This window comes from Enterobacter sp. K16B, from assembly GCF_020216105.1.
Taxonomy (GTDB): domain Bacteria; phylum Pseudomonadota; class Gammaproteobacteria; order Enterobacterales; family Enterobacteriaceae; genus Enterobacter; species Enterobacter sichuanensis.
The window spans coordinates 17459-39971 of the sequence record NZ_JAIWJZ010000080.1; the positions used below are offsets into that span (position 1 = coordinate 17459).

Consider the following 22513-nt stretch of genomic DNA (forward strand, 5'->3'; position numbering starts at 1 on the left):
CCGGCAATCGCCGGGCTATTTTTTATTACACTTCCAGGTAGTTCAGTATACCGTCTGCCGCCTTACGACCTTCGGCAATCGCCGTCACCACCAGGTCGGAACCGCGAACGATATCACCACCAGCAAAAATTTTCGGGTTGCTGGTCTGGAACGCGTTATCGCTGCCTTCTGGCGCAATAATACGGCCCTGCGAGTCCAGCTCGACGCTGTGCTTCGCCAGCCACTCCATGCTGTGCGGACGGAAACCGAACGCCATAACGACGGCATCGGCCGGGATCACGTGCTCAGAGCCCGCCACGATCTCGGCGCGACGGCGGCCTTTGGCATCCGGCGCGCCCATCTCCGTGCGCGCCATCTTCACGCCGCTCACTTTACCGTTAGCATTCACTTCAATACCCAGCGGCTGGATGTTGAACTGGAACTCGACACCCTCTTCACGCGCGTTTTTCACTTCGCGTTTGGAGCCTGGCATGTTCTCTTCGTCACGACGATAGGCGCAGATCACGTGTGCCGCATTCTGACGAATAGAGGTACGCACGCAGTCCATCGCGGTATCACCACCGCCCAGCACCACCACGCGCTTACCTTCCATGCTGACGAAAGGCTCATCGGCTGTTTCGCCATAGCCCATAATCTGTTTAGTGTTGGCGATCAGGAACGGCAGCGCGTCATAAACGCCCGGCGCGTCTTCGTTTTCCAGACCACCACGCATGGACTGATAGGTGCCCACGCCCAGGAAGACGGCATCGTAATCTTTCAGTAGGTCGTCGAGCTGCACGTCGCGGCCCACTTCTGTGTTCAGTTTGAACTCAATCCCCATGCCGGTGAAGATTTCACGGCGGCGGGTCATGACCTCTTTCTCCAGCTTGAAGGCCGGGATACCGAAGGTCAGCAGACCGCCGATCTCCGGATGACGGTCGAAGACCACCGCCTTCACGCCATTACGGGTCAGGACGTCCGCACAGGCCAGGCCCGCCGGGCCCGCGCCGATAATCGCCACACGCTTGTCGGTCTGCTTCACGCCGGACATATCCGGACGCCAGCCCATCTCAAACGCTTTATCGTTGATATAGCGCTCGATGTTGCCGATGGTCACCGCGCCAAACTCGTCGTTCAGCGTACAGGAACCTTCACACAGACGGTCCTGAGGACACACGCGGCCGCACACTTCCGGCAGGGTGTTGGTCTGGTGAGACAGCTCGGCGGCTTCAAAAATACGCCCCTCGTTGGCCAGCTTCAGCCAGTTCGGGATGTAGTTATGTACCGGACATTTCCACTCGCAGTAAGGGTTACCGCAGGACAGGCAGCGGTCTGCCTGTGCTTTGGCCTGGCCTTCTGAAAACGGCTCATAGATTTCTACAAATTCAATTTTACGGATCTTCAGCGGTTTCTTTGGCGGATCAACACGCTGCAGGTCGATAAACTGGTATACGTTCTGGCTCATCTGAATTCCTTACTGCGCCTGCACACGCAGCTCTGCTGCGCTACGACTACGGTGACCCAACAGGGCTTTAACATCGCTGGACTTCGGTTTAACCAGCGCGAATTTCGCAGAGAATGCTGGCCAGTTCGCCAGGATCTCTTCGCCGCGCGAAGAACCGGTATGCTGCACGTGTTCGGTAATCAAACCGCGCAGGTGTTCTTCGTGAATAGCCAGCGTATCAACGTCCAGCACTTCCACCAGTTCCGGGTTCACGCGTTTGCGGAACTCGCCGTCTTCATCCAGGACGTATGCAAAACCGCCCGTCATGCCTGCGCCAAAGTTCACGCCGGTTTTACCCAGGACGCAAACAATCCCGCCCGTCATGTATTCACAACCGTTATCGCCAATGCCTTCCACCACGGTGATGGCACCGGAGTTACGCACCGCAAAACGCTCGCCCGCACGGCCCGCAGCGAACAGACGACCACCGGTCGCGCCGTACAGGCAGGTGTTACCGATGATGCTTGCCTCATGGCTGCGGAAGGCAGAACCCACCGGAGGACGCACCGCCAGCAGACCGCCCGCCATGCCTTTCCCGACGTAGTCGTTGGCGTCGCCGGTCAGGTATAGCTCAACGCCGCCGGCGTTCCACACGCCAAAGCTCTGACCCGCGGTACCGCTGAAGTGCGCGGTAATCGGATCCGCCGCCAGCCCCTGGTCGCCGTGCGTCTGCGCAATGTAACCGGAGAGGGACGCACCCACAGAACGGTCGGTGTTGCGGATATCAAACCAGAACGTTTTGCTCTGCTTGTCATCCACGTACGGTTTCGCCTGCTGCAACAGCTGCGCGTTCAGCACGCCGTTATCGAACGGTGGGTTGTTCTCGGTGCAGTAAACCGCTTTGCCAGGGTGTGGCTGCGCCGTTTCCAGCAGCTTGCTCAACTCCAGCTTCTGCTGCTTCGCCGTGAAGCCTTCCAGCTCTTTCAGTAAATCGGTACGGCCAATCAGGTCCACCAGACGTTTCACACCCAGCTGCGCCATCAGCTCGCGGGTTTCACGGGCGATGAAGTCAAAGTAGTTAGTCACTTTGAACGGCAGGCCGTGGTAGTGGTTCTTACGCAGCTTCTCGTCCTGGGTTGCAACACCGGTTGCGCAGTTGTTCAGGTGGCAAATACGCAGGTATTTACAGCCAAGCGCAACCATTGGGCCGGTACCGAAACCAAAGCTTTCCGCACCCAGAATCGCCGCTTTGATGATGTCTAGGCCGGTTTTCAGGCCACCGTCCACCTGCAGACGGATCTTGTGACGCAGACCGTTAGCCACCAGCGCCTGCTGGGTTTCCACCAGACCCAGTTCCCACGGGCAACCCGCATATTTCACGGAGGAGAGCGGGCTTGCACCGGTACCACCGTCGTAACCGGCGATGGTGATGAGATCCGCATAAGCTTTCGCCACGCCGGTGGCGATGGTGCCAACGCCCGGTTCGGAAACCAGCTTCACGGAGATCATCGCTTTCGGGTTGACCTGTTTCAGGTCGAAAATCAGCTGCGCCAGATCCTCGATAGAGTAAATATCGTGGTGCGGCGGCGGGGAGATCAGCGTCACGCCCGGCACGGAGTAGCGCAGTTTGGCGATGTACGGGGTAACTTTATCACCCGGCAACTGACCGCCTTCGCCCGGTTTTGCACCCTGAGCGACTTTAATCTGAATGACATCGGCGTTGACCAGGTACGCTGGCGTGACGCCGAAGCGGCCGGAGGCCACCTGCTTGATACGGGACACTTTGTTGGTGCCGTAACGCGCCGGATCTTCACCGCCTTCACCGGAGTTAGAATTGCCGCCGATGCTGTTCATGGCTTCCGCCAGCGCTTCGTGGGCTTCCGGGCTCAGCGCGCCGATGGACATCGCCGCGGTATCAAAGCGTTTGAACAGTTCAGATGCTGGCTCAACCTCGTCAATGCTGACCGCTTCATCACCCGGATTGAGGGCCAGCAGGTCACGCAGCGTCGCCGCCGGACGGTTGTTCACCAGTTCAGCGTACTGCTTGTAATCACTGTATTCGCCGCTCTGCACCGCCTGCTGCAGCGTGCGCACCACGTCCGGGTTATAGGCATGATACTCGCCGCCGTGAACGTATTTCAGCAGACCGCCCTGATCCAGCGGCTTACGTGCCAGCCAGGCGCGTTTCGACAGGTTCACCAGATCCTGCTGGAAGTCAGCAAATCCGGCTCCGCCGATACGGCTGACGACGCCCTGGAAGCAGAGGTTTGCCACGTCGTTATGCAGACCGACCGCTTCAAACAGCTTCGAACAACGGTAGGAGGCAATGGTCGAGATGCCCATTTTGGACATGATTTTGTACAGACCTTTATTGATGCCGTTACGGTAGTTCAGCATCACTGTACGATAGTCTTTGTCGATCGCGCGGGTATCCACCAGACGGGCCAGCGTTTCGTAGGCCAGATACGGGTAGATTGCCGTCGCACCAAAACCTAACAGCACGGCAAAGTGGTGCGGGTCGCGAGCGCTGGCGGTTTCAACAATGATGTTGGCGTCGCAGCGCAGGCTCTTATCGACCAGACGCGTCTGGATAGCACCCACCGCCATTGGCGCAGGCACCGGCAGACGGTTTTTCGCGATATTTCGGTCGGACAGCACCAGCAGAACGGTACCGTTACGTACCATCTGTTCGGCTTTGTCACACAGCGCATTCACCGTCTCTTCGAGGCTCGCGTCGTTCACGTCGAAGGTAATATCGAGCGTGTCAGCGCGGTAGTGCTCCTCTTTCATGGTGGTGAGCTGTTTGAAATCGGAATACAGCAGGATCGGCGATTTAAAGGTCAGACGGTGCGCCTGGCCTTCGGCCTCGCAGAAGACGTTCATCTCACGACCAATACTGGTGGCCAGCGACATCACGTGTGCTTCACGCAGCGGGTCGATTGGCGGGTTGGTGACCTGCGCGAACTGCTGACGGAAGTAGTCATAAATGATACGCGGCTGGCTGGAGAGCACGGCAAACGGGGTATCGTCACCCATCGAGCCGACCGCTTCCTGGCCGTTTTCACCGAGCACGCGGATAACCGAGTCCAGCTCTTCCGCACTGTAGTTAAACTGCTTCTGATAGCTGGCGAGGATATCGTCGTCCAGTTCGCGGCTGCCCACCTCTTCGTCCGACAGATCTTCAAACGGCACCAGACGACGCACGTTTTTCTCCATCCAATCTTTGTACGGATGGCGGCTTTTCAGGTCGTTATCGGTTTCGGCGGAATGCAGAATGCGCCCAACGCGAGTGTCGATAACCATCAGTTCGCCAGGACCGACGCGGCCTTTCTCAACCACTTCGTCAGGCTGGTAATCCCAGATACCGACTTCAGAGGCACAGGTGATGAGCTTATCTTTGGTGATGACGTAGCGCGCCGGACGCAGACCGTTACGGTCCAGGTTACAGGCGGCAAAACGACCGTCGGACATCACGATGCCCGCCGGGCCGTCCCACGGCTCCATGTGCATGGAGTTAAAGTCGAAGAACGCACGCAGCTCTGGATCCATATCCGGGTTGTTCTGCCAGGCCGGTGGCACGAGCAGACGCATGGCGCGCACGATATCCATCCCGCCCGCCAGCAGCAGTTCCAGCATGTTATCCATCGAGCTGGAGTCGGAGCCGGTTTCGTTCACGAACGGCGCGGCATCGTGCAGGTCAGGGATCAGTGGCGTCTGGAACTTATAGGTACGGGCACGGGCCCACTGGCGGTTACCGGTAATGGTGTTGATCTCGCCGTTGTGCGCCAGATAACGGAACGGCTGCGCCAGCGGCCAGCGAGGTACGGTGTTGGTGGAGAAGCGCTGGTGGAACAGGCAAATGGCCGATTCCAGACGCAGGTCCGCCAGGTCCAGGTAGAAGCGCGGCAGGTCAGCCGGCATACACAGACCTTTATAGATATTTACCAGGTTCGAGAGGCTACAGACGTAGAACTCTTTATCGTCCTGGAGACGTTTTTCAATGCGGCGACGGGCGATAAACAGACGGCGTTCCATATCACGTGGACGCCAGCCCGCAGGGGCATTGACAAAAATCTGTTCTATACGAGGCAGCGAGGAGAGGGCGATTTCACCGAGCACCCCTTCGTTGGTTGGCACATTGCGCCAGCCGACAATAGACAGGGTTTCACGCTGAAGTTCTTCTTCGACGATGTGGCGCGAAGCGGCAGCTTTTTCAGGATCCTGGTTCAGGAACAGCATACCGACAGCGTAGTTTTTGGCTAAACGCCAGCCGCGCTCTTCCGCCACGATGCGGAAGAAACGATCGGGTTTTTGCAGCAGCAGGCCGCAACCGTCGCCGGTTTTACCATCGGCAAGGATGGCGCCACGGTGCTGCATTCGGGCCAGTGCGTGAATAGCAGTACGCACTACCTTGTGGCTAGGTTCGCCTTCTATGTGGGCGATCAGGCCGAAACCACAGTTATCCTTCTCAAGGGATTTATCGTACAACATATCAGTGAACCTCCCCAGGCTCGTCGGGCTTCTCTCTGAACGTAACCGTGGCGCACAGGCGCAGAAAGAGCATGGCGACGGGGTTTGCGTTTCATACGCGGACCTCGCATTCGCCCTCTTTTTCATCCTTTCGCGCAGGTAAACAAGTTTGAGGACTTGCTTCAGAGGGAATCTCAATTACTGCATAAATATGATGAGCAGGCCGCTCATCCAGAAAGCTTCCAGCGGATTTCCAACTTATCGGGAATTGGTACACAGGTCAAATGGCAATCTTATTTATACAAAAATGTGCTAAAGGTAAGTTATCTGATTGTAATTAAAAGTAATTTAACTAATTTTACATTGAATGAATGCCCTGGCAGGGCGTAACGGAGTGTGATCTGACTCACTATCTGAAAGCGGTATTATCAATGCAGCATGCTGAATAGCGGGTTTTTAACAGAATATTACGCTGCTGCGAGGGTTAAACCCGCATAAAGTCACTGTTTTTCAGAGGTGGCGCTATAAATGAAAAAAACAATCAGAACATAAGGAAAAGTAATCACGGCTGGCGTGAATGAAATTGCAGTAATCCTGAGTAGTTATTCATATAGATAAAAGCCGTCCAGGGCGATTGATCCAGGTCATCGCCGACAGAGGCTAAAAGTGGCAGGCTTGTCCCCTTTCTCCGGGACGGTCTATCAGATTATGCAGTTACAGAAATTAGTCAATATGTTTGGTGGGGATCTTTTGCAGCGGTACGGGCAAAAGGTTCACAAGCTGACGCTGCATGGCGGGTTTAGCTGCCCAAACCGGGACGGGACAATCGGGCGCGGGGGCTGCACGTTCTGTAACGTTGCGTCATTTGCAGACGAGGCCCAGCAGCATCGCTCTATTGCCGAACAGCTTTCGCATCAGGCGAGTCTGGTAAACCGTGCCAGACGCTATCTGGCCTATTTTCAGGCCTATACCAGCACATGGGCGGAAGTCCAGGTACTGCGCGACATGTATCAGCAGGCTGTCAGCCAGGCCAGTATTGTCGGGCTCTGCGTGGGTACGCGCCCGGACTGCGTACCGGATGCGGTGCTGGATCTGCTCAGCGAGTATAACGATCAAGGCTACGAGGTTTGGCTGGAGCTGGGCCTACAGACCGCGCACGATAAAACCCTGCACCGCATCAACCGTGGTCATGATTTCGCCTGCTACCAGCGCACTACCCGTCTTGCCCGTGAGCGCGGGTTGAAAGTCTGCTCGCATCTGATTGTCGGGTTGCCTGGTGAAGGGCAGCGGCACGGCCTGGAGACGCTGGAAAAAGTGGTGGAGACCGGCGTGGACGGTATCAAGCTGCATCCGCTGCATATCGTGAAGGGCAGCATTATGGCCAAAGCCTGGGAAGCCGGGCGTTTGAACGGTATCGAACTTGACGCCTATACGGTGACGGCGGGGGAGATGATTCGTCACACGCCGCCGGAGATTGTCTACCATCGCATCTCTGCCAGCGCCCGCCGTCCAACGCTTCTTGCACCCTTGTGGTGCGAGAACCGCTGGACGGGGATGGTGGAAATTGACCGCTATCTTCAGGAAAACGGCGTGCAGGGTTCGGCTCTGGGGCGTCCGTGGGTTCCCCGTCTACCGGCGACGGCCGCCTAAGAGGCTCCCCAGCATGCCGCGCACTATCTGATTAGTCACCTGCCGCGCCGCGCTCTTCGCCATGGTTTGTACCACGCCGTCGCGCTTACCGCCGCGCGGCCCGGTGCTGCCAAACAGGATATCTTTGAGTCCACCGAGAATACCGTCATCCACCGTCACCGACTGCCCTTTAGCGGCAGGGGCATCCTGCGATTCCGTTGTCGCCTGGACCCCTTTTTGCAGCATCTCAAACGCGGATTCCCGATCCACCTCGTCTTCATACTTCCCGTACACCGGGGAGTGGTTAATCAGGCCATTGCGTTCATCGTCCGTCACCGGTCCCATCCGCGAACAGGGGGCGATCACCATCGCGCGTTCCACCACGGACGGGCTGCCCTTCGCATCCAGGAATGAGATCAGCGCTTCACCGGTGCCTAACGCCTGAATTGCGGCTTCGGTATCAAAGGCCGGATTGGCGCGCATGGTTTGCGCAGCGGCTTTCACCGCTTTCTGATCTTTCGGCGTAAAGGCGCGCAGGGCGTGCTGAACGCGGTTACCAAGCTGGCCAAGCACGTTATCCGGGATATCCGACGGGTTTTGCGAAACAAACCAGACGCCGACGCCTTTAGAGCGGATCAGGCGAATGACCTGTTCAATCTTGTCCAACAATATCTGCGGCGCATCGTTGAACAGCAGGTGCGCTTCGTCGAAGAAGAACACCAGCTTTGGTTTTTCCAGATCGCCTGCTTCGGGCAGTTGTTCGTAAAGCTCGGAGAGCATCCACAGCAGGCTGGCGGCGTAAAGCTTCGGCATCTGGTAGAGCTTCTCGGCACTGAGGATATTGATAATGCCTTTGCCGTTACTGTCGGTGCGCATCCAGTCTTTGATATCCAGCATAGGCTCGCCGAAGAAATGCTCAGCCCCCTGTTGCTCAAGCGTCAGTAACCCGCGCTGAATAGCCCCTACCGACGCGCTGCTGATATTGCCATACTGGTTCTGGAAGGATTTCGCGTTATCGCCAATGTACTGAGTAATGGCCCGCAGATCTTTAAAATCAAGCAGCAGCAGACCCTGGTCATCGGCAATGCGGAAGATAATATTCAGCACCCCGGACTGGACGTCGTTAAGGTTCAGCAGGCGGGCGAGCAGCAGCGGGCCGAGATCGGAGACGGTGGCGCGCACCGGGTGGCCTTTCTCACCGAAAATATCCCACACGACCACCGGGTTGCCGTGTGGCGTCCAGTTCGTAATGCCAATATTCTTCAGTCGTTCGAGCAGTTTTTCTGAGGCGGTACCCTCCTGAGCCACACCGGTTAAATCGCCTTTCACGTCAGCCATAAACACCGGTACGCCGATCTCTGAAAGCGACTCCGCCAGCTTTTGCAGGGTCACGGTTTTCCCCGTCCCGGTGGCGCCGGTGATCAGGCCGTGGCGGTTCGTCATGGCGGGCAGTAAATACAGCTCTTTTTCCAGCGTCCGGGCAATTAACAATGGTGTACTCATGATGCGCTTCCTCTCGTAGTCCTGGGTGGAGTATAGGCAACCTGACGGCAAAAGGGATGAGTAAATTCCTGAGTTTGCGGCGCATTATCCAGCGCGGACTATGCTTTTGCATACGGTTCACAAAATAGTGGGAAACTATGTCCAGATTCTTCTTTAACGACCGCAAACAGCTGGTCAACGATGCCATTGAAGGCATACTGCTTTCTGCGCCCCATGCAAATCTCGTCAAGCTTGATATCGATCCGGCCATCAGGATTGTCGCGCGCGGCGACTGGGACAAAAGCCGCGTGGCGGTGATCTCCGGTGGCGGCTCAGGACACGAACCCGCGCATGCCGGATTTGTTGGCAAAGGCATGCTGACGGCGGCGGTGTGTGGCGATCTGTTTGCCTCGCCGAGCGTGGATGCGGTACTCAATGCCATCGTCGCCGTAACCGGCGATCGCGGCTGTCTGTTGATCGTCAAAAACTACACCGGCGACCGTCTGAACTTCGGCCTCGCGGCGGAAAAGGCCAAACGTTACGGTCTGAAGGTGGAGATGGTGATTGTAGCGGATGACATCGCGCTGCCGGATAACAAGCAACCGCGCGGTATTGCCGGCACCGCGCTGGTGCATAAGATTGCGGGCTATGCGGCGGAGCTCGGAAAATCGCTGAGTGAAGTGCGGGAGATCGCGCAACAGGCCTGCGATAACCTCTGGAGCCTGGGCGTTGCAATGCAAACCTGTAACCTGCCCGGCAGCGAGGAGGAAGAGGGGCGCATTAAGCAGGGCCACGTCGAGCTGGGTCTGGGCATTCACGGCGAGCCCGGGGCGTCCGTGGTGGATACCCAAAACAGCAAAGCCATTATCGACACGCTGGTCACGCCACTGAAAACAGAGGCGGGTGAGGGGCGCTTTGCGGTACTGATTAACAACCTCGGCGGCGTATCGGCGCTGGAGATGGCGCTGCTGACGAAAGAGCTGGCGCACTCGGCGCTGAAAGAAGAGATCGCGTACCTGATAGGTCCCGCGCCATTGGTAAGCGCCCTGGATATGAAGGGCTTTTCGCTGACGCTGCTGAAGCTTAACGATTTCTTCGAAAAGGCGATTCATGCCGACGTCGAAACGCTGGGCTGGCAGAAACCCGTGGCGTTTGCGCCCTTGCGCACCGTTGAGCACAGTGCCATTCATGACCGCGTGGAATATACCCCATCGGACAATCCGCAGGTGGGAGAGTGTGTCTCCTCAGTGACAAAAACGCTGATCCAGCTGGAAAACCGCCTCAACGCGCTGGATGCGAAAGTGGGAGATGGCGATACCGGCTCCACCTTTGCGCAAGGTGCGCGGGATATTGCGCAGCGTCTGGAGGAGAATACCCTCCCGCTTAACGATGTCTCTACGCTACTGTTACTGGCTGGCGAGCGGCTGGCCACGGTAATGGGCGGATCGAGCGGCGTATTAATGTCGATCTTCTTCACCGCGGCCGGGCAAAAGCTGCATGACGGACAATCGCTCCCGGAGGCATTGCTCAGCGGGCTGGCGCAGATGAAGCAGTATGGCGGGGCGGATCTCGGCGATCGCACGCTGATCGACGCGCTGCAACCGGCGCTGGAGGCTTTACAGAAAAAAGATCTTCAGGCTGCGGCGCAGGCGGCGCAGCAGGGGGCGGAGGCAACGGCGAAAATGGTGAAAGCAGGTGCGGGACGTTCGTCGTACGTGAATAAAGAGAATCTGGATGGCGTAATGGATCCGGGGGCGGTGGCTGTCGCGGAAGTCTTTGCGGCACTGGTGCGGTAGTCGAAAAAGACCGGTGGCGCTGCGCTTACCGGGCCTACAAAAACGAACCCTGGCCGGGTAAGGCGAAGCCGCCACCCGGCACTGTCACATCAAAAATCCGCTTTCAACACCACGCGATAACGGGCTTTGCCGTCGCGCACGTGCTGGATGGCTTCATTGATTTTCGACATCGGGTACAGTTCGGTAGTTGGTGCCACTTTGGTGCGCCCGGCGAACTTCATCAGTTTGCGCAACTCGTACGGCGTACCGGTCGCAGAGCCGGATACGCTGCGATCCCCGCCGATCAGGGTAAACGCCGGAACCGGCAGCGGCTTCATCACCGCACCCACAGTGTGGAAGTTACCGCCGTAGGCCAGGGCTTCAAAATACGGCTGCCAGTTAAGATCCACGTTCACAGTGTTGATGATCAGATCAAACTGACCCGCCAGGGCGTTCAGCGCGTCTGGATCGCGGCTGTTGACGACTTTATCCGCCCCCATCGCCAGCACTTCCTGTTCTTTCGCCGGGTTCGAGCTGAATGCCGTCACTTCGCAACCCATCGCGTGCAGCAGTTTGATGGCGATATGCCCGAGGCCGCCAATACCGATGACGCCCACGCGGCTGGTGGCGGTGATATGGTGCATCAGAAGCGGTTTGAAGACGGTAATACCGCCGCACAGTAGCGGACCGGCGGATTCAATATCAATGCTGTCCGGCAGCGGAATGACCCATTGCCAGTCGGCGCGCAGCTTATCGGCAAAACCGCCTTTATTCAGAATGGTGGGAACAGCGCCTTCGAGGCAGTTGATCTGGTTGCCGCTGATACAGGCGTCGCAGTGGCCACAGCTGCGTGCTGTCCAGCCAATGCCCACGCGCTGGCCGACTTTCAGCCCTTTGTCCTGCGCAGCGCTACCGAGCGCGACAACACGGCCAATGACTTCGTGACCGGCAACCAGTGGATAGCTTGAAAAGCCCCATTCATTGTCGATCATCGAGAGATCCGAGTGGCAGATCCCGCAGTAATCAACCTGTACCTCGACGTCTTCTGCTTTTAGAACGCCTGCATCGTACTCGTACAGTTCAAGTTCTGCACCCGCCTGCGGTGCGGCGTAGCTTTTTATCTTCGACATCGTGTTTCCCCCGTTGTGGTGTGAACTGAGAGTGTAGAGCATTCAGTTAACCACCGCTTAACAGAAGAGGGCAGCAAAAATGTTTACAGCGTTTTCAACATTCTGACTTCGCAATCGACGTGCCCGGTGCAGCCCAGCGGTGCATCAATATGCTCAAAGCCCAGATGTTCATACAGGCCGATGGCCTCTTTGAGGAAGGCGGTTGTTTCGAGGTAACAGCGGGTAAAACCCTGTTTGCGCGCGTGGTCCAGGGCAAGCAGCGCCAGCTTTTTCGCCAGGCCTTGCCCGCGAACGGACGGCAGAAAATACATTTTTTGCAGTTCGCAGATATCCGGCTCGCTGCAGCTGAGGGGCGCTACGCCGCCGCCGCCGACGACCTGGCCGTTCTGCTCGATGACCCAGTAAGCATGCCCCGGCTGGCTGTACAGCTGAAACAGTTCGTCCAGATTCGGGTCGGCAACCGTGTAGCCTTTATCAGCCGTCAGGCCATATTCGGCAGAGACCGTGCGGATGACGGCGGCGATAGCCGGGTTGTCCTGCACAGCGATCCGACGCATCGTCGTCGCGACGGGAGTGATCACGCTCATAGCATTACTCATTACAAAAATTGACACACATTTGCTGTTAATAGCACCGCGGAAAGGGGAGTGCAAGCGAGGAGTTTTCAGGAAGGATACCCCTTACGCCCTGAAGCGTAAGGGGTAATAGCATTACAGGGCTGCGATAACCGCCTGCTGCTCAATCAGCTTGGTCTTCGCATCGGCGAAAGCCACCAGACGCTCACGCTCTTTCGCGATGACCGCTTCCGGCGCACGGGCAACAAAGCCTTCGTTCGCCAGTTTGCTTTCGATCTTGCCGATTTCCACGTCCACTTTCGCCACTTCTTTCGCCAGACGCGCCAGCTCAGCATCTTTGTCGATAAGACCTGCCATCGGGATCAGCAGCTCGGCGCCGTCGATGATTTTGGTCACGGAGACCGGACCTTTGTCATCAGCAGGCAGCACGGTGATGCTTTCCAGGCGCGCCATGGTTTTCAGGAAGGTGTTGTTCTCGTTGACACGACGAACCGCCGCCTCGCTGCAGCCGCGCAGCAGCAGCTCCAGTGGTTTGCCCGGCGCGATGTTCATTTCAGCACGGATGTTACGTACCGCTACGATCGCCTGCTTCAGCCACTCGGTATCTGCAGATGCCGCGTCATCAACTTTCGCCGCATCGAATTCCGGGAACGGCTGCAGCATGATGGTGTCGGCATTGATGCCTGCAATCACCTTCACGCGCTGCCAGATGGTTTCGGTGATGAATGGAATGACCGGATGCGCCAGGCGCAGCAGACCTTCCAGGACGGTAATCAGCGTATTACGCGTACCGCGCAGTTCAGCCTCAGTGCCGCCGTTCATGACCGGCTTCGCCAGTTCCAGGTACCAGTCACAGAACTGGTTCCAGGTGAATTCGTACAGAATGCCCGCCGCGATATCGAAGCGGTAGCTGTCCAGCGCCTCGCGGAACGCTTTCACCGTCTGGTTGAATTCCGCCAGGATCCAGCGGTCTGCCAGAGACAGGGTCATCTCGCCGCCGTTGAAGCCGCAATCCTGATCTTCGGTGTTCATCAGCACGAAGCGGCTGGCGTTCCACAGCTTGTTACAGAAGTTACGGTAACCTTCCAGACGCTTCATGTCCCAGTTGATGTCGCGACCGGTAGAGGCCAGCGCCGCCAGGGTGAAACGCAGGGCGTCGGTACCGTGAGCCTCAATCCCGTTCGGGAACTGCTTCTCGGTACGCTTGCGGATTTTCTCTGCCAGCTGCGGCTGCATCATGTTGCCGGTGCGTTTTTCCAGCAGCTCTTCCAGAGAGATACCGTCAACCATATCCAGTGGGTCAATGACGTTACCCTTGGACTTGGACATCTTCTGGCCTTCATCATCACGGATAAGACCGGTCATATAGACGGTATGGAACGGAACCTGCGGCTTGCCGTCTTCGTCTTTGATGAAGTGCATGGTCATCATGATCATGCGGGCAATCCAGAAGAAGATGATGTCGAAGCCGGACACCATCACGCTGGTTGGGTGGAACTGACGCAGCGCGTCGGTGTTCTCCGGCCAGCCGAGTGTGGAGAAGGTCCACAGCGCGGAGGAGAACCAGGTATCCAGCACGTCTTCGTCCTGGCGCAGGGCAACATCTGCACTCAGGTTGTTTTCCTGACGCACTTCATCTTCGCTACGTCCTACGTAGACGTTGCCTTCGTTGTCGTACCACGCCGGGATACGGTGACCCCACCACAGCTGGCGGGAGATACACCAGTCCTGAATGTCACGCATCCAGGAGAAGTACATGTTTTCGTACTGCTTCGGCACGAACTGGATGCTGCCGTTCTCAACCGCTTCAACAGCCGGTTTCGCCAGCACGTCGGCACGCACGTACCACTGATCGGTCAGCATTGGCTCGATAACCACGCCGCCACGGTCGCCGTACGGCACGGTCAGATCGTGAGGTTTGATTTCTTCCAGCAGGCCGAGCGCGTCAACGGCAGCCACGATCGCTTTACGCGCCGCAAAACGTTCCAGCTTCTGGAACTCAGCCGGAATGTCGCTTGAGTAAACGTCAGATTCGTTGCCTTTGGTGTCATACACTTCTGCGCTTTCACGGATATCACCGTCGAAGGTCAGAATGTTGATCATCGGCAGGGCGTGACGACGGCCCACTTCGTAGTCGTTGAAGTCGTGCGCCGGGGTGATTTTCACGCAGCCAGTGCCTTTTTCCATATCGGCGTGTTCGTCGCCCACAATCGGAATACGGCGGTTCACCAGCGGCAGCACTACGAATTTACCGATCAGATCTTTATAACGCGGATCTTCCGGGTTAACGGCCACGCCGGTATCGCCCAGCAGGGTTTCCGGACGGGTGGTCGCGACCACCAGGTAATCTTTACCGTCTGCGGTTTTAGCGCCGTCGGCAAGCGGATAGCGGATGTGCCACATGGAGCCCTTGGACTCGCGGTTTTCCACTTCCAGGTCAGAGATGGCGGTGCGCAGTTTCGGGTCCCAGTTTACCAGGCGTTTGCCACGGTAAATCAGGTCTTCTTTGTAGAGACGGACGAAAACTTCTTTCACGGCGTTGGACAAGCCTTCGTCCATGGTGAAACGCTCGCGCTCCCAGTCAACGGAGTTTCCGAGACGGCGCATCTGACGGGTAATGGTGCCGCCAGATTCTGCTTTCCACTGCCAGATTTTGTCGATGAAGGCGTCGCGACCGTAGTCGTGGCGAGTTTTCCCTTCTTCAGCGGCAATTTTACGCTCAACCACCATCTGGGTCGCGATACCCGCGTGGTCAGTCCCCGCCTGCCACAGGGTGTTTTTACCCTGCATACGCTGGTAGCGGATCATGGTGTCCATGATGGTCTGCTGGAAAGCATGACCCATATGCAAACTGCCGGTGACGTTCGGCGGCGGGATCATGATGCAGAAGGACTCTTTGCTTTCGTCGCCGTTAGGCTTGAAATAGCCCTGCTGTTCCCAGTGCTCGTAAAGCGGCTGTTCGATATCGCGTGGGTTATATGTCTTTTCCATTATTTCCAGGTTGCCGTATTCAGGTTAAAACCAGCCAGGCGGTACGCTTTATAGCGTTCGCGCGCCAGTTGTTTCAAAGATTCTTCGTAAGGGACAAAGTCTACCACTTCTGTGAAAGCGGTGGCAAAATCTGCAAAATCTATCCGCAGGCTAATCAGAATATCGCGCGCGCTGCTGCTGCGCTTTTGCGGCCAGGCAATTTCAACCGGTGCGCCGCCGCGTGGGCCTTCGCCTGACAGGTTATGCGGTACAAAGCTCTCCGGCGGGCGCGCCCACAGCGCTTCATCAAGTCGAATCGCCTGCTGTTCATCTTCACAGGCAATCAGCACACGTTTACCTGCGCGCCAACGTTCTGCGGCAATTTCACACACCAGCTGTTCGACGGCGCTCAGGCCATCCTGATGGGTGTCGTTGTCCAGAAGGTAGAACGTTGCATTCTTCATATATGGGGGTTCTTGTTTTGGATTCAAAGGCAAAGCCGGGTGGCGCTACGCTTACCCGGCCTACAGTTTGCTGCCGTGATGACTTACTCGTCGCCGTTAAAACCCGCGCGGTTCAGCAGGAACTGCGACAGTAACGCCACCGGACGACCGGTTGCGCCTTTGGCCTTACCGGAGCGCCATGCGGTGCCCGCGATATCCAGGTGCGCCCAGTTGTACTTGCGGGTAAAGCGTGCCAGGAAACAGCCTGCAGTGATAGCACCACCAGGACGTCCGCCGATGTTCGCCATGTCCGCGAAGTTAGACTCCAGCTGATCCTGATACTCATCACCCAGCGGCAGACGCCATGCGCGGTCGCCGGCCTGCTCCGAGGCACTAATAAGCTCATGCGCCAGAGGATTGTGGTTCGACATCAGACCGGTGATGTGATGGCCCAGCGCAATCACACAGGCGCCGGTGAGCGTAGCGACGTCAATCACCGCTTCCGGCTCGAAGCGTTCCACATAGGTCAGCACGTCACACAGCACCAGACGGCCTTCGGCGTCGGTGTTCAGCACTTCAACCGTCTGTCCGGACATGGTGGTCAGGACGTCACCCGGACGATAGGCACGACCGCCAGGCATGTTTTCGCAGCCCGCCAGTACGCCAATAACGTTAACAGGCAATTGAAGCTCCGCCACCATGCGCATCACGCCATACACCGCCGCCGCGCCGCACATGTCGTACTTCATCTCATCCATGCCTTCGGCCGGCTTGATGGAGATACCGCCGGAGTCGAAGGTCAGGCCTTTACCGACGAGCACGATAGGGCGCGCATCTTCGGACGGATTGCCCTTGTACTCAATGACCGACATCAGCGACTCATTCTGCGAGCCGTTACCCACCGCCAGATAAGAGTGCATTCCCAGCTCTTTCATCTGCTGTTCGCCAATGACGCGGGTAATGACATTCTTGCTGTAGGCATCGGCCAGCTGACGCGCCTGAGAGGCCAGGTACGCGGCGTTACAGATGTTCGGCGGCATGTTGCCGAGGTCTTTGGCCGCTTTAATGCCGGCAGCAATGGCCAGACCGTGCTGAATGGCGCGCTCGCCGCTGGTCAGTTCGCGGCGGGTTGGCACGTTAAAGACCATTTTACGCAGCGGGCGACGCGGCTCGCTTTTATTGGTCTTCAGTTGATCGAAGCTGTACAGGCTCTCTTTTGCCGTTTCGACCGCCTGACGGACTTTCCAGTAGGTGTTACGCCCTTTGACGTGCAGCTCCGTCAGGAAACAGACGGCTTCCATTGAACCGGTGTCATTCAGCGTATTAATCGTTTTCTGAATCACCTGCTTATACTGACGCTCATCCAGCTCGCGTTCTTTGCCGCAGCCAATCAGCAGAATGCGTTCGGACAGGACGTTCGGAACATGATGCAGTAACAGCGTCTGCCCAGGTTTGCCTTCCAGTTCGCCACGGCGCAGCAGGGCGCTAATATAGCCGTCACTGATTTTATCGAGTTGTTCGGCGATCGGGGAGAGTCGGCGCGGTTCAAAGACGCCCACAACGATGCAGGCACTCCGCTGTTTCTCCGGGCTACCGCTTTTTACACTGAACTCCATGCACTACGCTCCTGAATCTTAAAGACAACGGCGGGGGCTACGGATAGAATTGAAACCTTTCGTAACTCATGTCCGCTGTTGTGGTGACTTCGTGTTAATCTTACGTTACTACGGTTTCGACACGTCAGAAAAAGTCCTGAAGCGTGAATCCGCCGGATGTTTTAATCTTAGCGATGATTTCGACGACTCAAGAGAATAAATGACGTTTAAGCCATGAAACAAGCGAAATTCCTGCAAAGAGACGGGTTTTTACGGGCGTATTTAAAGTGATAATCATAAGATATCTGGTGCGGGAGACGCTCAAAAGCCAGCTGGCGATCCTCTTCATCCTGCTGCTGATTTTTTTCTGTCAGAAGCTGGTTAAGATCCTCGGTGCGGCTGTTGACGGCGAAATTCCAACGAATCTGGTGCTTTCCCTGCTTGGTTTAGGGATCCCGGAAATGGCGCAGCTTATCCTGCCGCTAAGTCTTTTCCTTGGTCTGCTCATGACCCTTGGGAAGCTCTACACCGAGAGTGAAATCACGGTGATGCATGCCTGTGGCCTGAGCAAAGCGGTACTGGTGAAAGCGGCCATGATACTGGCGCTGTTCACGGGAATTGTTGCGGCGGTGAATGTGATGTGGGCGGGCCCCTTGTCTTCCCGTCATCAGGACGAAGTGCTGGCCGAAGCGAAAGCCAACCCCGGCATGGCGGCGTTAGCCCAGGGGCAATTCCAGCAAGCCACCGACGGGAACTCCGTGCTCTTTATTGAGAGCGTTGACGGCAGCAAGTTTAACGACGTCTTCCTGGCGCAGCTGCGTACGAAAGGTAACGCGCGTCCGTCAGTGGTCATTGCCGACTCCGGGCAACTTGCTCAGCGCAAAGACGGTTCGCAGATCGTGACGCTGGACAAAGGTACCCGTTTCGAAGGGACCGCGATGCTGCGTGACTTCCGTATTACGGATTTCCAGAACTATCAGGCCATCATCGGCCATCAGACGGTGGCGCTCGATCCAACCGATACCGAGCAGATGGATATGCGTACCCTGTGGAATACCGATACCAACAGAGCGCGTGCGGAGTTCCACTGGCGTATTACTCTCGTATTTACCGTATTTATGATGGCGCTGATTGTTGTTCCGCTGAGCGTGGTGAACCCGCGTCAGGGACGCGTGCTCTCGATGCTGCCAGCGATGCTGCTTTACCTGATCTACTTCCTGCTCCAAACCTCGATTCGTTCCAACGGCGCGAAGGGTAAGCTGGACCCTATGGTCTGGACATGGTTCGTGAACAGCTTGTATATCTTACTGGCGCTGGGATTAAACCTGTGGGATACGGTGCCTGTGCGCCGCATACGTGCCCGATTCTCGCGTAAAGGAGCCATCTAATGCAGGCGTTTGGCGTTCTTGATCGCTATATCGGTAAAACCATTTTTACCACCATCATGATGACGTTGTTCATGCTGGTGTCGCTCTCCGGCATTATCAAATTTGTCGACCAACTGAAAAAAGCCGGGCAGGGAAGTTATGACGCGCTCGGCGCGGGAATGTATACCCTGCTCAGCGTGCCGAAAGATGTGCAGATCTTCTTCCCGATGGCGGCGCTGTTGGGTGCGCTGCTGGGGCTGGGGATGCTGGCGCAGCGCAGTGAACTGGTTGTTATGCAGGCATCGGGTTTTACCCGTATGCAGGTTGCGTTGTCGGTAATGAAAACCGCGATCCCGCTGGTGCTGTTGACCATGGCGATCGGTGAGTGGGTGGCGCCGCAGGGTGAACAGATGGCGCGTAACTACCGCGCTCAGGCGATGTACGGTGGTTCTCTGCTTTCCACTCAGCAAGGGTTATGGGCGAAAGATGGCAACAGCTTCGTCTACATCGAACGCGTAAAAGGCGATGATGAGTTAGGCGGTGTGAGCATCTACGCCTTCAATGACCAGCGCCGCCTGCAGTCAGTTAAACACGCCTCTTCGGCGAAGTTTGACCCTGAACATAAGCAGTGGCGTTTGTCGCAGGTTGATGAGTCTGACCTGAGAGATCCGAAACAGATCACCGGTTCTCAGACGGTGTCCGGTACGTGGAAGACCAACCTCACGCCCGATAAGCTCGGGGTCGTGGCGCTGGATCCTGACGCGCTCTCCATCAGCGGTTTACACAACTATGTGAAATACCTGAAGTCGAGCGGCCAGGATGCGGGACGTTACCAGCTCAACATGTGGAGCAAAATCTTCCAACCGATGTCCGTGGCGGTGATGATGCTGATGGCGCTGTCGTTTATCTTCGGCCCGCTGCGCAGTGTGCCGATGGGAGTGCGCGTTGTCACCGGTATCAGCTTCGGCTTTGTGTTCTACGTGCTCGATCAGATCTTCGGTCCATTGACGCTGGTATATGGCATTCCGCCAATTATTGGCGCGCTGTTGCCAAGCGCCAGTTTCCTCCTGATCAGCCTCTGGCTGTTGCTTAAACGCTCCTGATTGACCTCTCCTCGCTTCCGGTTACCCGGGAGCGAGGCTAATCTCCTGTTTCACCCCGCACTTTTTCTCACAACCTTCAACGTCCCGCCGCGAATTTGAGTATTATTGAGCGATAAAGTCGTGAAGGGATCCTCTATGAAGCAAATTCGAATGCTTGCCCAGTATTACGTCGACCTGATGATGAAGCTTGGGCTGGTGCGTTTCTCCATGCTGCTTGCGCTGGCGCTGGTCGTTCTGGCCATCGTCGTGCAAATGGCCGTCACCATGGTTCTGCATGGTCAGGTCGAGAGTATCGACGTCATCCGCTCTATCTTCTTTGGCTTGCTGATTACTCCCTGGGCGGTCTATTTCCTGTCTGTGGTAGTTGAACAGCTGGAAGAGTCCCGTCAGCGTTTGTCAAAACTGGTCGATAAACTGGAAGAGATGCGCGAGCGCGACCTGAAGCTTAACGTTCAGCTCAAAGACAACATTGCGCAACTCAATCAGGAGATTTCGGATCGTGAGAAGGCGGAAGCCGAGCGTCAGGCCACGCTGGAGCAGCTGAAAATCGAAATGAAAGAGCGTGAGGTCACGCAGATCCAGCTTGAACAGCAATCCTCTTTCCTGCGTTCGTTCCTGGACGCGTCGCCGGATCTGGTGTTCTACCGCAATGAAGATAAAGAGTTTTCCGGCTGTAACCGCGCTATGGAGCTGCTCACCGGGAAAAGCGAGAAGCAGCTTATCCACCTGAAGCCACAGGACGTTTACTCTGAAGAGGCGGCCGCGAAGGTTATGGAGACGGACGAAAAAGTGTTCCGTCACAATGTCTCGCTGACCTATGAACAGTGGCTGGATTATCCGGACGGACGCAAAGCCTGCTTTGAGATCCGTAAGGTTCCCTACTATGACCGCGTGGGGAAACGCCACGGCCTGATGGGCTTTGGCCGCGATATTACAGAGCGTAAGCGCTATCAGGATGCCCTGGAGCGTGCCAGCCGCGATAAGACCACCTTTATCTCTACCATTAGCCACGAACTGCGTACCCCGCTGAATGGTATCGTCGGGTTGAGCCGCATTCTGCTGGATACCGACCTGACCGCGGAGCAGGAAAAATACCTCAAAACTATCCATGTCTCGGCGGTCACGCTGGGGAATATCTTCAACGATATTATTGATATGGATAAAATGGAGCGCCGAAAAGTTCAGCTTGATAATCAGCCGGTTGATTTCACCAGCTTCCTTGCGGATCTGGAAAACCTGTCCGGCCTGCAGGCGCAGCAGAAGGGACTGAGCTTTGTCATGGAGCCAACCCTGCCGCTGCCGCATAAAGTGGTGACTGACGGTACGCGTCTGCGTCAGATCCTGTGGAACCTGATCAGCAACGCGGTAAAATTTACCCAGAAGGGGCAGGTGGCCGTGCGTGTCCGCTATGACGACGGTGACATGCTGCACTTTGAGGTGGAGGATTCCGGGATTGGTATTCCGCAGGAGGAGCAGGACAAAATCTTTGCCATGTACTACCAGGTGAAAGATAGCAACGGCGGGAAACCGGCTACCGGTACGGGCATTGGCCTGGCGGTGTCGAAACGGCTGGCGAAGAGCATGGGCGGGGATATCACCGTAGCCAGTCAGCCGGGCAAAGGCTCAACGTTCACCCTGACGGTGCATGCTCCGGCGGTGGCGGAAGAGGTTGAGGATACCTTTGAAGACGACGATATGCCGCTGCCTGCGCTGCATGTCCTGCTGGTGGAAGACATCGAGCTGAACGTGATTGTGGCGCGCTCGGTGCTGGAAAAACTGGGCAACAGCGTGGATGTCGCGATGACGGGCAAAGCCGCGCTGGAGATGTTTAAACCGGGTGAATACGACCTCGTTCTGCTGGATATTCAACTGCCGGATATGACCGGGCTGGATATCTCCCGTGAGCTGACGCGTCAGTACGCGGCCGATGAGCTGCCGCCGCTGGTTGCGCTGACGGCGAACGTACTGAAAGATAAAAAAGAGTATCTCGATGCCGGTATGGACGATGTGCTCAGCAAGCCGCTGGCGGTGCCTGCTCTGACCGCTATGATCAAGAAGTTCTGGGATACCCATGATGAAGAGGAGAGCACCATGACGTCTGTTGATAGCGCAAAAGCCCAAACGATACTCGATACCGCGATGCTGGAGCAGTATATCGATCTGGTTGGCCCGAAACTGATTACCGACGGTCTGGCGGTGTTCGAAAAAATGATGCCGGGATATCTGAGCGTGCTGGAGTCCAACCTGACTGCGCGCGACCAGAAAGGCATCGTAGAAGAAGGACATAAAATCAAAGGCGCAGCCGGCTCGGTCGGCCTGCGCCACCTGCAACAGCTGGGTCAACAGATTCAGTCGCCTGATTTACCTGCATGGGAAGATAACGTGGGTGATTGGGTTGAAGAGATGAAACAAGAGTGGCAAAACGATGTTGCGGTGCTTAAAGCCTGGGTCGAGACCAGAAAAAAATGACCCCGGCTTAACCGGGGTGCGCGAATACTGCGCCAACACCAGGGAAATCGTGGCTGCGCCTGTTTTTTCAAGTATTTTTCGA

At 56.7% G+C, this 22513-nt stretch carries 13 protein-coding genes; 5 read left to right on the forward strand and 8 right to left on the reverse strand.

The features are described from left to right. Positions 1–25 precede the first annotated feature (25 nt). Both gltD and gltB read right to left on the reverse strand, forming a co-directional pair. The gene (gltD, locus tag LDK53_RS14975; RefSeq protein WP_025756676.1) at positions 26–1444 is read right to left on the reverse strand and encodes a glutamate synthase subunit GltD; all 1419 of its coding nucleotides are present in this window, start codon (positions 1442–1444) and stop codon (positions 26–28) included. Between the two features lie 9 nt (positions 1445–1453). Then, positions 1454–5914, reverse strand: coding sequence for a glutamate synthase large subunit (gltB, locus tag LDK53_RS14980; protein WP_225287484.1), 4461 nt, complete (start codon positions 5912–5914; stop codon positions 1454–1456). 687 nt (positions 5915–6601) lie between these two features. Between gltB and LDK53_RS14985 the strand changes: the two genes are divergently transcribed. After that, on the forward strand, positions 6602–7543 hold the full coding sequence (locus LDK53_RS14985; RefSeq protein WP_104556610.1) for a TIGR01212 family radical SAM protein: 942 nt from the start codon (positions 6602–6604) through the stop codon (positions 7541–7543). On the opposite strand, the gene LDK53_RS14990 is transcribed toward LDK53_RS14985, so the two are convergent. Next, positions 7523–9025, reverse strand: a complete 1503-nt coding sequence (locus LDK53_RS14990; protein WP_225287485.1) for a helicase HerA-like C-terminal domain-containing protein — start codon at positions 9023–9025, stop codon at positions 7523–7525. The two genes, LDK53_RS14985 and LDK53_RS14990, sit on opposite strands and share 21 nt — an antisense overlap. Positions 9026–9162: 137 nt before the next feature. On the opposite strand from LDK53_RS14990, the gene LDK53_RS14995 reads away from it, so the two are divergent. Further along, positions 9163–10800, forward strand: a complete 1638-nt coding sequence (locus tag LDK53_RS14995) for a dihydroxyacetone kinase subunit DhaK (RefSeq protein WP_225287486.1) — start codon at positions 9163–9165, stop codon at positions 10798–10800. 89 nt (positions 10801–10889) lie between these two features. On the opposite strand, the gene ahr is transcribed toward LDK53_RS14995, so the two are convergent. From ahr to pepA, 5 genes are all read right to left on the reverse strand, one after another. Then, entirely contained in the window at positions 10890–11909 is a 1020-nt protein-coding gene (gene ahr, locus LDK53_RS15000; protein WP_225287487.1) for an NADPH-dependent aldehyde reductase Ahr, read from the reverse strand. 83 nt (positions 11910–11992) lie between these two features. Further along, positions 11993–12496, reverse strand: coding sequence for a GNAT family N-acetyltransferase (locus LDK53_RS15005; protein ID WP_025756681.1), 504 nt, complete (start codon positions 12494–12496; stop codon positions 11993–11995). Positions 12497–12619: 123 nt separating this feature from the next. Next, on the reverse strand, positions 12620–15475 hold the full coding sequence (locus LDK53_RS15010) for a valine--tRNA ligase (protein ID WP_095450570.1): 2856 nt from the start codon (positions 15473–15475) through the stop codon (positions 12620–12622). Beyond that, positions 15475–15918, reverse strand: coding sequence for a DNA polymerase III subunit chi (gene holC, locus LDK53_RS15015; protein ID WP_025756683.1), 444 nt, complete (start codon positions 15916–15918; stop codon positions 15475–15477). Before holC ends, LDK53_RS15010 begins: the two co-directional genes overlap by 1 nt. Positions 15919–16001: 83 nt before the next feature. Next, a complete protein-coding gene (gene pepA, locus LDK53_RS15020) occupies positions 16002–17513 on the reverse strand; it encodes a leucyl aminopeptidase (protein ID WP_025756684.1) in 1512 nt (503 codons plus the stop codon). Between the two features lie 266 nt (positions 17514–17779). Here pepA and lptF point away from each other — a divergent pair, with 266 nt between their 5' ends. From lptF to arcB, 3 genes are all read left to right on the forward strand, one after another. Continuing rightward, positions 17780–18880 (forward strand): LPS export ABC transporter permease LptF, encoded by a 1101-nt coding sequence (gene lptF, locus LDK53_RS15025; RefSeq protein WP_045284739.1) that lies wholly within the window; start codon positions 17780–17782, stop codon positions 18878–18880. Beyond that, entirely contained in the window at positions 18880–19962 is a 1083-nt protein-coding gene (lptG, locus tag LDK53_RS15030) for an LPS export ABC transporter permease LptG (protein WP_025756686.1), read from the forward strand. Before lptF ends, lptG begins: the two co-directional genes overlap by 1 nt. A gap of 135 nt (positions 19963–20097) precedes the next feature. Beyond that, positions 20098–22431 (forward strand): aerobic respiration two-component sensor histidine kinase ArcB, encoded by a 2334-nt coding sequence (gene arcB / locus LDK53_RS15035; RefSeq protein WP_225287488.1) that lies wholly within the window; start codon positions 20098–20100, stop codon positions 22429–22431. Positions 22432–22513 lie beyond the last annotated feature (82 nt).

Coding starts and splice junctions, on each gene's coding strand:
- LDK53_RS14990 (WP_225287485.1), bottom strand. CDS start 9,025: ATGAGTACACCATTGTTAATTGCCCGGACGCTGGAAAAAGAGCTGTAT.
- holC (WP_025756683.1), bottom strand. CDS start 15,918: ATGAAGAATGCAACGTTCTACCTTCTGGACAACGACACCCATCAGGAT.
- LDK53_RS14985 (WP_104556610.1), top strand. CDS start 6,602: ATGCAGTTACAGAAATTAGTCAATATGTTTGGTGGGGATCTTTTGCAG.
- LDK53_RS15005 (WP_025756681.1), bottom strand. CDS start 12,496: ATGAGCGTGATCACTCCCGTCGCGACGACGATGCGTCGGATCGCTGTG.
- gltD (WP_025756676.1), bottom strand. CDS start 1,444: ATGAGCCAGAACGTATACCAGTTTATCGACCTGCAGCGTGTTGATCCG.
- arcB (WP_225287488.1), top strand. CDS start 20,098: ATGAAGCAAATTCGAATGCTTGCCCAGTATTACGTCGACCTGATGATG.
- lptG (WP_025756686.1), top strand. CDS start 18,880: ATGCAGGCGTTTGGCGTTCTTGATCGCTATATCGGTAAAACCATTTTT.
- ahr (WP_225287487.1), bottom strand. CDS start 11,909: ATGTCGAAGATAAAAAGCTACGCCGCACCGCAGGCGGGTGCAGAACTT.
- gltB (WP_225287484.1), bottom strand. CDS start 5,914: ATGTTGTACGATAAATCCCTTGAGAAGGATAACTGTGGTTTCGGCCTG.
- pepA (WP_025756684.1), bottom strand. CDS start 17,513: ATGGAGTTCAGTGTAAAAAGCGGTAGCCCGGAGAAACAGCGGAGTGCC.
- LDK53_RS15010 (WP_095450570.1), bottom strand. CDS start 15,475: ATGGAAAAGACATATAACCCACGCGATATCGAACAGCCGCTTTACGAG.
- LDK53_RS14995 (WP_225287486.1), top strand. CDS start 9,163: ATGTCCAGATTCTTCTTTAACGACCGCAAACAGCTGGTCAACGATGCC.